Below are 12341 nucleotides of genomic sequence, written 5' to 3'. Positions count from 1 at the left end.
GTTTTATTGCCTAATGTTGGCTTGAGAACGATATCGGGAGGGTTCTTTTGACTGCCAGTATTGGCGCAGTGTTTCTTATGCTTTGTCTTTTGCTGATCAAGCATATGTTCGCTGACTATTACCTCCAGACACCGAAGATGCTTTCCGGCCGGGGTGAGTATTTTCATTTGGGACGCGCGCAACATGCCGCTGTGCATGTTGTGGGTTCTGTCGTCGTTTTTTTGGTGTTCGGCGCGCCGCTGCTTTTTATTCTGATCGTCGCGGCGCTGGAATGGTTCATCCATTTCAATATCGATTTCGTCAAGGCCAGCTATTCAGACAAAAAGCGGCTTGAGCCAACGCAACCCGCGTTTTGGCGCGCCGCCGGTTTGGATCAGTTGATGCACAACCTGACTTATGTTGCGATGGTTTGGGCCTGGGTTACTTTCGCCGCCGTCTGACCGTGCCTGGCCGCGTTTTCCGATACGGCTAGCTGATAGGCCCTTAGCCACATCCGATCCAATACATCAATCTCATCAGGGTCGAACCGGTGTTCAACTTCCCAATACCGGCCCGAAGCAACATAGTATCCAAGTTCATCTTCAATTTGCCGCACATTGTGCATGGCAGTTACAACGGGAAGCGGTACGGTCGTCAGGTCAGATATGTTGACGGACGGAAATACAAGCCGGCTTGGCGCGCTGGACAACCGCACGGTTCTGCACCCCTGTGCGGCTGCGTAGAGCCCCAGGCGGGCGGATTTCCCTTCAAGCGAACGCAGTGTCACGTCCTCTCGCAAAGGGTCCGCAGTGCCATTTCCGTAAAAATGTGTTCGTCCCGATCCTGAATACATCATGTCGCAACCGGAAAAAGCCAGAACATCCGGCTTCAGGGCTGACAAAGCCCAATAGCCTGCCGTGAAAGCCATCGTTCCGCCGGCATAGACGAACCCGCCATAGTCATTTTGTCTTGGGACGTATTCGTCGGCAGTGACTATGTGTTGAGTACCAAGAACTTTATCAGGGCGGCGCTCTGCCGGGAAGTCTTCGGGATGGATCAGGTAATCCCAGTCTTCTCGGATGCGCCATGCGTTGTTGATGGCGACGATATGTGTGAAAGGCGTGCGCGACCATGCCCGCGCCGCCAGCGCCGATGGGGCGCTGCCAAGGATCAATACGGTGGTCTTTGGGTCGGTCATAGTGAGGCCACGCTTGTTGACAGCCCCACATGACATAGACCTATTGCGAACCGCGGCTAGCCCAGAACCGAGAAACTGCTTTCCTCATTGATCGGGCGTTTGCGTGAGTAGAAACCCACGTCGATTGTCCGCTTGATGTATGGCAATTCAAACTGCAAAGGGTTCGCGTCGTGATCGGCGCCGTTTTCACAGTAATCGATCAGTGCCGCCATCATCTTGCCCGCAATCGGCGCATTCTTGTACTGGTTTCCGCTGGAACCACAAGCCATGTAGAACCCCGGCAGGCTGGATTTGTCATAGATCGGAATCCAGTCGGTAGACGCATCATACAGGTCAACCACGCCCCGCGTTTTTGAAGGAATGCCAAGGCTGGGCACACGCTGCGCGTACCGCATGGCCTGTGTGGTCCATTGGTCGGTGAATTCCCGATTGTAGTTCACATCGTCCTCGCACCACTGATGCGGATCACATTCCGGGTCTTCCGATCCGACAAGGATGTGATTGCCGTGTTCCGGGCGGCAATAGCAGGCGATGTCACTGTCCGAAACGATGGTTCCGTCGTGTTCAAAATCGAAGCCTTCGGGGGCGGGAACATGCACGACCTCCTGCCGCAAGGGCCGGGTTTTGATGGTCATATCGTCCAGAACGCCGGCCATCTTGTTGATGATCGACGAACCAGGTCCCGCAACATTGACAACGACCTTGGCGTGGATTTCCTCGCCCGAAGCCAGCTTGACGCCGGAAACGCGCCCGCCCTCGGTCAGAATCTCCGTGACTTCAGCGCCGGTTCGCACCTCGGCCCCGTGCAGCTTCGCAGCATCCATCAGGTTCTGCGCCGACAGGGCCGGGTCGGTGACATAGCCCGCCTGCGGCCAGTACACCCCGCCCGTCATTTTGCGCCCGTTGGGCTGGCCGAATTCCGGATCGTCCATGCGCCGCGCCGGGGCAAAGCTGTCCAGCGAATAGACCGGCAAGCGGTCCAGCACTTTTTCACCTGACCATTCCTCGAACGGGCAATCCAGCTCGGACGAATTGCGCATGTGCTTCTCCAGCATCCCGTTCGCCTCGGTCTTCATGACCAGACAGCCGGTTTCGCGGAACTGCGCAAGGTTGGCGTCTTGCGGCAAGCCAAGATACTCGGCCCAGTCGCGCCAGTAGTGGTAGCCTTCCCAGGCAAACGCGGTTCCATCGAATGTGGAATAATGCATCCGGATAATTGCGCAGGACCCCGCGGTAGAACCGTGCCCGACCTGAGAATTCCGGTCCAATGACAGGGTTTTCCAACCTGCCTTGGACATCTCGAACGCAATGGCCGCGCCGATCACGCCAGTACCGATGATGATTGCGTCTGGTTGGCTCATGTCTGGTTTCCTTTCCAAAAGCGCAGGGAATACGCGCTGAATTCTTCAACTTCCTCGGGTTTCGGCTCGACACCTGTGAAGGCGTAAAGGTAATGCGGCACCATCGACAGCCGCATCTCGATAGGTTCGTTCAATTGCGCCAGATCATAACCGATCTGCATGTAATACAGCACGCGCGCCCGGGTTTCGGCTTCGATCTCGGAATAGCCGTAGCGGGCGAACATGGCGTGCAGCGCTTCCAGCCTGCGGGCGTCCGACTGGTCCAGAATACGCCGCACCTTGCCTGATTTTCGCGCCCAGTCACGTACGGCAAAGTCCAGCGCAGTATCGAACAGATCGGTGTTCACCACGCACCGATGAACGTTGCAGACGGCCGCCGTTATCGTCTCGGCTGGTGCTTCGGCCTGCGCGACCAAGGCGGCGGTGTTGGTGGCCTGCCAGCGCGCCAGCAATGCATCCAGCAACTCTTGCCGGGATTTGAAGTACCAATAGAACGACGACCGCGATACTGCCATCCGTTCGGCCAGGTTCAGGACCTTGATCTGGTCCACCCCGTCCGAAATCAGCACATCCATCGCCACGTTCAGCCAGTCGTCGCGCGTGACCTTGATGTTGCCGATCAATGGTTCGGCCTCGGGGTCATCGCGATGAAGGATCGGTTTCGGGCTCATTCAACTCTCCGGTGGGGCACCGCCCTCGGCGGTACGACGGGCAATGAACTCATGTAAATCACCTGTCCGATCATTGTCGACAGCGGGCGCCCGGAAGTCGTTCAAAATGCCTTTCCAAACATCCGTTGCCCGATGGTTCGCGTCCACCGACCCGCGTTCGGCCCAGGTGCCGAAATTGGCGTAGTCATGGACATGCGGTTGATAGAACTCAGTATTATAGCGCTCCATCGTCTGGCTTGATGCAAAGAAGTGGCCACTGGGTTCAACCTCACTCAATGCAGTTTCAAACCCGATCTCGGACGGCCCTGCCTGAACGCCCGCGCACAGTTCGGCGACCATGTTCAGCACTTCTGCATCGCAGACCAGCTTTTCGAAGGAAACCGTCAACCCGCCTTCCAACCAGCCTGCGGAGTGGATGATCACCGTTGCACCGGCCATAATGCATCCCCAAAGGCCAAACTGGTTCTCGTTTGCGGCCTGTACGTCGTTGGTGTTTGACGCCGATCCGGCAGCCGACCGCCAGGGCAAACCAAGATGCCGCGCCAGTTGGCCCGCAGCCAGTGATGCCTGAAAGTGCGAGGGCGTGCCAAAGGCGGGCGCGCCGGACTTCATGTCCACGTTACTGGTGAACGTGCCATAGCAGACCGGAGCACCAGGATTGGCAAGTTGGGTCAAAGTCAGCGCGGCAAGGGCCTCGGCATGGGACAAGGTGATCGCCCCGGCCACGGTGATCGGTGCCATCGCGCCCATCAGGGTAAAGGGTGTGATGATCGACATCTGACCGTGGCGGGCAAAGTCGATCAGACCTTGTGCCATGGGGATATCCAATGTGCGCGGGCTGTTGGTGTTGATGATCGTATAGCAATGCGCGTTGCCCCGGAACGCATCATCCGAAAGACCGCGGGCCGTGGTCAGCATCTCAAAGCAGTCCATCACTTGCGGGGTTCCACGCGAAAAGAAGAACGGAAACTTGTCCGTCAGTTCCATCTGGGCCCGAGTCGTGAAGTAATGGCGCAGATGGGTCGGCACATCCTGCGGCTCGACCTGCGGCGAGATCATCTGGAACACGTCGAAATGATGGGTGAGCTTCAGAAACTCCAGATAATCCTGACCCGTCGCCGGGCGCCGACCACGTTCAAGGTCGGTTGCGTTCGGCGCGCCGGCTCCGGGTTGAAACACCAGCGAGCCCAGTTCGAGCGTAAAATCGCGACGCCGCGAGCCGGCGCGACAGGCGATGGATTTGGGCGCTGACGCGACTGCGGCTTCAACCATCTCGCGCCCGACAAACACCATCTCAGTGTCTTCATCCACCCGCGCGCCGCCCTGTTTAAACAGTTTCCGCGCCTCGGGAAGCAGGGTCTTTACCCCCAACTCTTCCAGTGTCCGCAAGGCGGTGTCATGCATATCCGCGATTTGATCGGCCGGGAACACTTCCATCTGTGGGAAAGGGTTCCTGAGCTGGCGATAGTTCACATCGCGACCGGGCTGCGGGGCGGCTTCAGCCCCCCGCCCCCGCCGTCGGCGCCCGCGCTCCGCAGCAGTCATGATCAGCCTCGCATCGCTTTGCCTTCGGGGTCATAAGGTGACGGCGCAATCACGCGCGCCGGGCGTTCAACCCCCACCACGTGGACGGACAGTTCCGTGCCCGGTTCCGCCTTGTCCCGATCGATCAGGGCCATCGCCAGTGACTTGCCGGTGTAGTGCCCGTAGCCGCCCGAGGTTACGAACCCAACGCGTTCGCCATTGGCCCAGACCGGTTCGTATCCGCTGGCATCTGCGTCCAGAGCATCGATTTCCAATGTCGCCTGAATTTGCGCGGGGCCGTTGCCGTCACGTTCGGCAAGCGCGCCCGCCTTTCCAACAAAGTCCTTGTCCCAGGCGATCCAGCGATCCATTCCGGTCATGCCCGGTGTATAGGCTTGCGTGAATTCCGCCGACCAGATGCCAAAGCTTTTTTCAAGCCGTGTTGACAGCATCGCGTTGAAGCCGCATTCGCGGATGCCTTCCTCGGCCCCTGCTTCCAACAGGATGCGGCGCAGCTTGATATGGTCGCCATAGCGGCAGTTGATCTCGTAGCCCTTTTCTCCGGTCACCGACATGCGGGCGACGCGGGCGCGCACGAGGCCGATATCGAAATCGCCGCAACCCATGAACTTCAAGCCCGAGATATCCTGTTCCGCCAGTTTTTCCACAACCGCCTGTGACTTCGGCCCGACCACGGCAAAGCCGCAATATTCCTCGCCCAAATCACGGATATTGACGCCATCCATCATGTGATCGTCGAACCAGCGCATATGCCAGGCCCGCAGGTAATAGCTGCCCATGATCCACCAGGTCCCGTCGCCCCAGTTCAGCACCGTCAGATCGCCCTTCAGCCGCCCATCCTCACCCAACATCGGGGCCAGTTTCGCACGACCCGGGCCGGGGAGCTTGGAGGCCATTACCATATCCAGCCAGGCTTCCGCGTTCGGACCGGAAACCTCGAACCGAGAAAAGCCCGAAATATCCAGCAAGCACGCACCTTCGCGGATCACTTTGCATTCCTCGGCCACGATGTCATGCGCGTTCGAACGCTTGAGCGTCGGCGTTTCCTCGAACCCTTTCGGCGCGAAATAAAGCGGTACTTCAAGATCCCAGCTGACGCCCCATTTGCAACCCGCCTCGGTCATTGCATCATGCGCCGGTACCATTTTCAGCGGCCGTCCGGCGGGCAGTTGCTCGTTCGGATAGGTCATCACGAAGCGGCGGGAATAGAACTGCCCGGTCGTCTCGCGGATATAGCGCTTGTTCTGGGCATAGTCGCCATAGCGCGCCACATCCATCGGCCAGGCGTCGGCCTCGGGCTCGCCATGGATCATCCATTCGGCCAGCGTCTTGCCGACGCCGCCGCCTTGCAGAAACCCGGCCATCACCGCGCAGGCGGTCCAATAGCCGCGCTTGCCCGGCACCGGACCGACCAGAGGGTTGCCGTCGGGCGAGAAGGTGAACGCGCCGTTCACCCATGTCTTGATGCCCACGTTCTGGATCGCCGGATAGCGTTCGAACCCCAACGTCAGTTCGTTTTCGATGCGGTCCAGCTGCTCCTGGAATAGCTCTTCGCCATAATTCCACGGCGCGCCGTCCATGGCCCAGTGTTCGTGATCGACCTCGTAGATGCCCACCAGAACGCCCTTCTGGTCCTGCCGCATATAGGTGAAGCCCTCAAGATCCACGGTCATCGGCATCTCGAAATCAGCCGCTGCGACCTCGGGCACCGTGTCGGTGATCAGGTAATGGTGTTTCAGCGGAGAAACCGGCAGTTCGACCCCTGCCATGCGCCCCACCTGCTTGGCCCACAGGCCGGCGGCGTTGACCACATGTTCGCAAGTGATCGTGCCCCTGTCGGTCACCACCTGCCAGCCATCCGCCGTCTGGATCAGTTCCTCGACCTTGGTTTCCTCATAGTATTCCGCCCCGCGCTTTTTCGCGGCTGTGGCATAGGCCTGCACGGTGCCTGTGGTGTCGATATAGCCTTCGCGGTCGGCCCACATCGCGCCCAGAATGCCATCGGTGGACATGATCGGGCAGCGTTTCTGCGCCTCTTCAGGGCTCAGCAGTTCACAGTCATCAATGCCGATGGACTGGAAGATACGGTAATTGGCCTGCAACCACTCCCACCGCTCGGGGGTTCCCGCCAGCGTCAGACCACCGGTCATGTGCAGGCCGATATTCTGGCCTGATTCCTTCTCGATCTCGCTGAGCAGATCAATCGTATAGGCCTGCAAAGACGCCATGTTCGGATCGGCATTCAAAGCATGAATGCCTCCCGCTGCGTGCCAGGACGACCCAGACGCCAGCCGCCGCCGCTCCAACATGACGACATCCGACCAGCCAAACTTGGCCAGGTGATACAGAACCGAGGCCCCGACAACGCCTCCTCCGATGACCACGACGCGATATTGGGATTTCATCCCGACCTCCCCTGAACAGAATCTGAGGAGACGCTAGTGGCACTGTTCACATCTGTCTAGACATTTCTGTACAGTGCCGATCACAACGCAACACGGCACGGTTCGGCAGGTTTACAGACTTGCGCTTGGACGAGATTGGATGGCTCGAAACCACGCCAGGGTGGCCGCGTTGTCTTCCGGGATACGCATCTTGATGACGCGGGCGAAATCGACAAAAACGAAAGCCGAGATATCCGCCAGGGAAAACACGTCACTGGCCACAAAAGGGCTTTCCGTCAGACGTGATTCCAGCATTTCAAAGAAGGATGCCACACGCTCGCGCCCGCGCTGTGCAAGTTCGGGAATCTGCGCATGATTGGAAGGGCCTGGAATGGCGCGATCCTTGAAGGCAGGATGTCCATTGCGCAGAGCCTCGGCAATCGGTGCCCCGCCCTGATGTTCGACGATCGCGTTCCACATCAGAACCAATCCTTTTTCCTCGGGGGTTCGGCCCATCAAAGGCGGTTCGGGAAACCGTGCCTCCAGAAATGCCGCAATGCCCAGATTTTCTGTCAGAACGGTTCCGTCATCCGTTACCAGAACCGGGATCGTGGCCCGTGGGTTCACGGCGCGAAAGGCTTCGCTCAATTGTTCACCTTTCGCAATCGAGACCTCATGCGTTTCGATATCCAATCCTTTTTCGGCAATGAACATCCGCGCACGACGGGGGTTTGGAGCAGTGGAGCAATCGTAAAAAATCATGCCGTTACTCCTTTTCGGTCAGCGGCGATATATGAAACAGCGCCCTTCGACGGCGCCTTCGGGCAACGGCATCTCGGTCAGCCCTTCGAAATACATCCGATCACTTGAGACCATCAGCCCGCCCGGAGCAAGCAAAGGCTCGATGAGCGGAGATACAAACCGCGCGAATTTGTCATTCTTTTCGCGATTGTGCCCACCAAGATCCGCGTGGATCAGGCTGGCTGACGCGCCGAACCGCTCAACCGATGCAGGCAGGGTATCCCGCACATCGCCCAGAATCACGTGATCTTCGGGCGGGGTCGAGTCGGGGTGCGAAGCCACCGCGCGTTCGAACACATAGACCGGGCGGCCATCCATGTGCTGCACAAGATGGTGATATGTACGCCCGTTGCCCAAACCCAATTCGAACACCGGACCCGCCATGCCCGCAGTGAGCCGGATTGCGTGATCCAGACAAGCGCGCTGTGACACCATGCGATCAATGAACAGATCCAGACGGCTTTGATTCTCGGACACCGGAAAATATCTCCTTGATACCATTCGAGAGCATAAATGCGCCCGATGCCGCCCTTGATGACAAAATCTCAAGACTTTGTGTAGCGACGATGCCCATAGTTTCACGATTTCGCGACATTTCGGCCCAAGAACGGGTTTGACTAGACGGGCGGAACCGCGCGACACTGAACAAAAAATCACGGGGAGTTGAAGTAACCGATGTCATCGAACGGTCAAACGGGTGGAAAACCCGCATGAGCGCGTTGTTGTCCGTAAGAGACCTCAGCATCGGCTTTGGTACGGGCAATTCCGTGGTCACGGATGTGAACTTCGATGTCCAAGCCGGACAGACGCTTGCCCTGGTCGGTGAATCGGGATCGGGAAAAACAATCACATGCCGCGCAGCCTTACGTATCCTGCCCCGCACGGCGCAGATTCGAAGCGGTACGATTACCCTAAACGATTCCAAGGGGATGTGCGAGCTCACCACGGTTTCCGAACGTAAGCTGCGCGACGTCCGCGGCAATCGGGTTTCAATGATCTTTCAGGAGCCCATGAGATCGCTGTCCCCGCTGCACAAGATTGGCAATCAGGTCAGCGAGGTTTTGTGGCTACATCGTGGGCTGTCCGAGTCCGCGGCACGCAAAAAGGTCCTGACGCAATTCGAACGCGTCGGGTTCCCTGATCCACAGCGCGCCTATGACTCCTACCCTTTCGAGTTGTCCGGCGGTATGCGCCAACGTGCCATGATCGCCATGGCCATGGTGTCCAAACCAGAATTGCTGATCGCGGACGAACCGACCACCGCACTGGATGTGACCACGCAGGCGCAGGTTCTGGGCCTGATCAAGGAATTGCAGCGTGAAACCGGCATGGCGCTCATTCTGGTGACTCATGATCTGGGTGTCGTCGCCAACATGGCCGAGCAGGTCGTCGTCATGCACAAGGGACGTATCATGGAGGCCGGCCCCGCCGCCCCGATCCTGACCGCGCCCGCACACCAGTATACCAAGCAGCTGTTTGATGCCGCGCCGGAAATACCGGATCAGGACGCGGTGGGTATACCGATGCCCGACACGGATCTGATCCTTCAGATGAAGGATGTGTCCAAGACCTACACCATGCGGTCCAGCAAAGGATGGCAGTCTGACAAAGCAATCTATGCCTGCCGAGGAGTCGACCTGAACCTGGCGCGCGGCAAGACTTTGGCAATTGTCGGTGAAAGCGGATCGGGAAAGACAACGGCGGCCCGCATCGCCTTGGGGGCTGAATTGCCCGACCCCGGTGGTGAAGTCCTGTTTCGTACCGCCCCCGATGCCGACCCGATCACGGTGCACAACATGACCCGAGCCCAGCGCACAGCGTTTCAGCGCAAGGCACAGATGGTTTTTCAGGACCCTTACAGTTCGCTCAGCCCCCGGATGCGCATCCAGGACGCCATGACCGAACCACTGGAAATCCACCGCATCGGCACAACAGCCGAACAGCGCGACAAAGCCGCCGAGATGTTGCAGCGCGTCGGCCTGACGGGTGATATGCTCAAACGCTATCCGCACGCGTTTTCCGGAGGGCAGCGACAGCGCCTTTCAGTGGCGCGGGCCATGATGCTGGACCCGCAGTTGATCGTGTGCGACGAACCGACCTCGGCATTGGACGTGTCTGTTCAGGAACAAATCCTGACCTTGCTGGAAAACCTGCAAGACAGCCTGAACCTGTCCTACCTGTTCATCTCACATGATCTGGCCGTTGTCGCACGGATCGCTGACGAAGTTGCTGTCATGAGGCGGGGTCTGATCGTCGAACAGGCACCGCCCGAAACTCTTTTCTACAATCCGCGCCATCCATACACCAAGGCGCTGATTGCCGCTCAACCCGAACCCGACATCAATCGCCCGATTGACCTTCAATTGGTTTCTCTGGGTGCCGGCGCGCCGGACAGTTGGGATGAAGCCTTTCGTTTCTCGGACACCGTGATACCCTCACTGGTGGAATTGGAACCGGGCCATAAGGTACGTTGCCATGTTTAATACCATTCGCCCTCTGCTGCTGGCTGCTATGCTGGCGTTTTCAGGGATCCTGCCCGCGGCGGCAGATACAATCCCAACACCTCAGGAAAGCGCCTTCTGGAGCGCCGAGGTTGAAAGCGGCAATCTTCCGCCAGTGCAGGAGCGTTTGCCCAAGGACCCTCTGATTGTGGATATGGCCGCAAAAGGAAGAGAATTCGGGAAACCGGGTGGCACTCTGCGCACTATGGTCACGCGATCCAAAGATATCCGGCAGATGGTTGTCTACGGCTATGCAAGGCTGGTTGGGTTCAACCAAGATTACGAATTGGTACCCGACCTGCTGGCCTCGTATGAAAACGAGGGCAATCGCAAATTCACCCTGAAACTGCGCGAAGGACACAAGTGGTCGGACGGCTCACCCTTTACCTCGGAAGACTTCCGCTATTGGTGGGAAGACGTCGCCAGCAACGAGTTGCTCAGCCCGTCAGGCCCACCCGATTTTCTGATCGTCGAAGGTAAATTGCCCACGGTCACGTTTCCCGATGAGACCACCGTGATCTTCGAATGGGACGACCCGAACCCGAACTTCCTGCAATCTCTGGCACAAGCACGACCGCCGTTTATTTACCGGCCGGCCGCGTTTCTGAAACAGTATCACGAGAAATACGCGGACGCGGAAGAGCTTGCCTTTCAGGTTGAAGATGCCCGGGTCAAAAGCTGGGCGGCGCTGCACAACAAGCTGGATAATCTTTACAAGTTCGACAACCACGAACTTCCCACGTTGCAGCCATGGCTGAACGCCAGTTCGGGCAAGAAAATCCGTCACAACTTTGTGCGCAACCCCTATTATCACCGGATCGACAGCAAGGGGGTGCAACTTCCCTATATTGACGTGGTCGAGATGGAGATCGTCGCCCCCGGTCTTGTTGCCGCCAAGACCAACGCCGGTGAAAGCGACCTGCAAGGCCGTGGCCTTGCCTTCCGAGACGCGTCGATCCTCAAGAAAGGCGAAGCACAAGGCGGATACAAAACGCTGTTGTGGAAAACCGGCGTGGCCTCGCAGATCGCGATCTACCCGAACCTGAACTTTTCTGATGATGTCTGGCGCGATGTACTGAGGGACGTTCGCGTGCGGCGCGCCTTGTCGCTGGCCATCGACCGGCAGACCATCAACCAGGCGCTTTACTTCAAACTCGCACACCCCGCCGCGAACTCGGTTCTTCCCGCCTCGCCCTTCTACAGTGAAGAAAACGCTGCGGCCTGGGCGCAATACGATGTTGATCAGGCCAATGCGCTTTTGGATGAGGCTGGTCTGGATCAGCGCGACAAGAACGGCATTCGCCTGTTGCCTGACGGTCGCCCAATGGAGCTGGTAATCGAAACCGCAGGTGAGCGGCAGGAAGTCGAAAACGCGCTTCAGATCGTAACCGATACCTGGCGTGAAATCGGTGTCAAACTGGTCATGCGCCCGCTGGACAGGGACATCCTACGCAACCGCGTGTTCGCGGGCAATTCGATGGCGTCCGTCTGGTTCGGTTGGGATGATGGTATTCCGCAGGCGCATACGTCCCCGGCTTATCTGGCCCCGACAGATCAGGTGTTCCTGGCCTGGCCAAAATGGGGGCAGCACTATCAGACCGGTGGCGAAGCGGGTGAAGCCCCCGACATGTCAGAGGCGCAGCGCCTGATGGAATTGGCGCATGAATGGCAAATCGCCACGACCGATGAAGAACGCGCGGCTGTCTGGACCGAGATGTTGAAAATCCATGCCGATCAGGTCTATGCCATAGGCATCCTGAACGGCGCCCCCCAGCCCATTGTGGTGTCAAACCGCCTGCGAAATGTTCCGGAACAGGCTATGTGGGCCTGGGAACCCGGTGCACATTTCGGCATTCACCGCCCGGACGAGTTCTTTTTCGCCGATTGAGCAGGAGCAGCTA

At 58.4% G+C, this 12341-nt stretch carries 10 protein-coding genes; 3 read left to right on the top strand and 7 right to left on the bottom strand.

Annotated features, from left to right (window positions below):
- Nucleotides 1-77 precede the first annotated feature (77 nt).
- A complete protein-coding gene (locus GS614_RS14530) occupies nt 78-440 on the top strand; it encodes a DUF3307 domain-containing protein (RefSeq protein WP_371809406.1) in 363 nt (120 codons plus the stop codon).
- Here GS614_RS14530 and GS614_RS14525 read toward each other — a convergent pair.
- From GS614_RS14525 to GS614_RS14495, 7 genes are all read right to left on the bottom strand, one after another.
- Nucleotides 395-1177, bottom strand: a complete 783-nt coding sequence (locus tag GS614_RS14525) for a hypothetical protein (RefSeq protein ID WP_171726644.1) — start codon at nt 1175-1177, stop codon at nt 395-397. The two genes, GS614_RS14530 and GS614_RS14525, sit on opposite strands and share 46 nt — an antisense overlap.
- 56 nt (nt 1178-1233) lie before the next feature.
- On the bottom strand, nt 1234-2538 hold the full coding sequence (locus GS614_RS14520; RefSeq protein WP_171726643.1) for an FAD-binding oxidoreductase: 1305 nt from the start codon (nt 2536-2538) through the stop codon (nt 1234-1236).
- Nucleotides 2535-3209, bottom strand: a complete 675-nt coding sequence (locus tag GS614_RS14515; protein ID WP_171170961.1) for a TetR/AcrR family transcriptional regulator — start codon at nt 3207-3209, stop codon at nt 2535-2537. The genes GS614_RS14520 and GS614_RS14515 overlap by 4 nt, the downstream gene beginning before the upstream one ends.
- The gene (locus GS614_RS14510; protein WP_171726642.1) at nt 3210-4754 is read right to left on the bottom strand and encodes a trimethylamine methyltransferase family protein; all 1545 of its coding nucleotides are present in this window, start codon (nt 4752-4754) and stop codon (nt 3210-3212) included.
- Between the two features lie 2 nt (nt 4755-4756).
- Nucleotides 4757-7159, bottom strand: coding sequence for an FAD-dependent oxidoreductase (locus GS614_RS14505; protein ID WP_171726641.1), 2403 nt, complete (start codon nt 7157-7159; stop codon nt 4757-4759).
- Between the two features lie 111 nt (nt 7160-7270).
- Nucleotides 7271-7900, bottom strand: a complete 630-nt coding sequence (locus GS614_RS14500) for a glutathione S-transferase family protein (RefSeq protein WP_171117336.1) — start codon at nt 7898-7900, stop codon at nt 7271-7273.
- A gap of 18 nt (nt 7901-7918) precedes the next feature.
- Nucleotides 7919-8440 carry a class I SAM-dependent methyltransferase gene (locus tag GS614_RS14495; RefSeq protein WP_171616393.1) on the bottom strand — a complete coding sequence of 174 codons (522 nt, stop codon included), beginning with the start codon at nt 8438-8440 and terminating at the stop codon, nt 7919-7921.
- A 209-nt stretch (nt 8441-8649) separates the two neighbouring features.
- Between GS614_RS14495 and GS614_RS14490 the strand changes: the two genes are divergently transcribed.
- Together GS614_RS14490 and GS614_RS14485 are read left to right on the top strand one after the other, a co-directional pair.
- The gene (locus GS614_RS14490; protein ID WP_171726640.1) at nt 8650-10422 is read left to right on the top strand and encodes an ABC transporter ATP-binding protein; all 1773 of its coding nucleotides are present in this window, start codon (nt 8650-8652) and stop codon (nt 10420-10422) included.
- Entirely contained in the window at nt 10415-12328 is a 1914-nt protein-coding gene (locus GS614_RS14485) for an ABC transporter substrate-binding protein (protein WP_171726639.1), read from the top strand. The genes GS614_RS14490 and GS614_RS14485 overlap by 8 nt, the downstream gene beginning before the upstream one ends.
- Nucleotides 12329-12341 lie beyond the last annotated feature (13 nt).

The sequence above is a fragment of the Ruegeria sp. HKCCD6604 genome (genome assembly GCF_013110635.1).
GTDB lineage: Bacteria > Pseudomonadota > Alphaproteobacteria > Rhodobacterales > Rhodobacteraceae > Ruegeria.
The sequence above is the reverse complement of the archived record's forward strand: the minus strand, read 5'-3'. Positions and strand labels throughout refer to the sequence as shown.